This window comes from Psychrobacter sp. FME13 (genome assembly GCF_014861395.1).
In the GTDB taxonomy this organism is placed as follows: Bacteria; Pseudomonadota; Gammaproteobacteria; order Pseudomonadales; family Moraxellaceae; genus Psychrobacter.
In genome coordinates this window covers 1-378 of the sequence record NZ_RRYV01000400.1, presented here as the reverse complement: position 1 = coordinate 378, position 378 = coordinate 1, and the positions used below count along the sequence as shown (strand labels likewise).

Below are 378 nucleotides of genomic sequence, written 5' to 3'. Positions count from 1 at the left end.
TTTCATCTTACCGCGCTTGGTGGTTTCTCCCCTCTCAACCAAATCAGCGATACTCTGAAAGTCCAATTCGATACCACGCGCTTTCAACTGCTCACGCAACTGATTAGGAAGCATTATCTGGCTGTGAACCACATCGGTTTTTTTGGTGTAATCGTAAGACCTAGCGTCGGGGTTTATTTTATTGTTGTCGGTCAGTTTTATACCGGCACGATATGAGATCGCCGCCGCTAAATTATGCCCTTTTCCACGACTGAGCGATTTGGTTTCGGCTCTGAATATTGCCATTTTTGCACCTCGGTTTTGGGGGGTTTGGGGTTTCCCCAACGCGGTTTGAGACAATGAAATAATACCACACGAAGTACGGTTTATGTCATTTCT

At 45.8% G+C, this 378-nt stretch carries 1 protein-coding gene; it reads right to left on the bottom strand.

All coding sequences use genetic code 11. The features are described from left to right. The coding region (locus EI164_RS17585; RefSeq protein ID WP_413038471.1) for a MobA/MobL family protein at positions 1-285 on the bottom strand (285 nt) is incomplete at its 3' end. Positions 286-378: the final 93 nt, after the last annotated feature.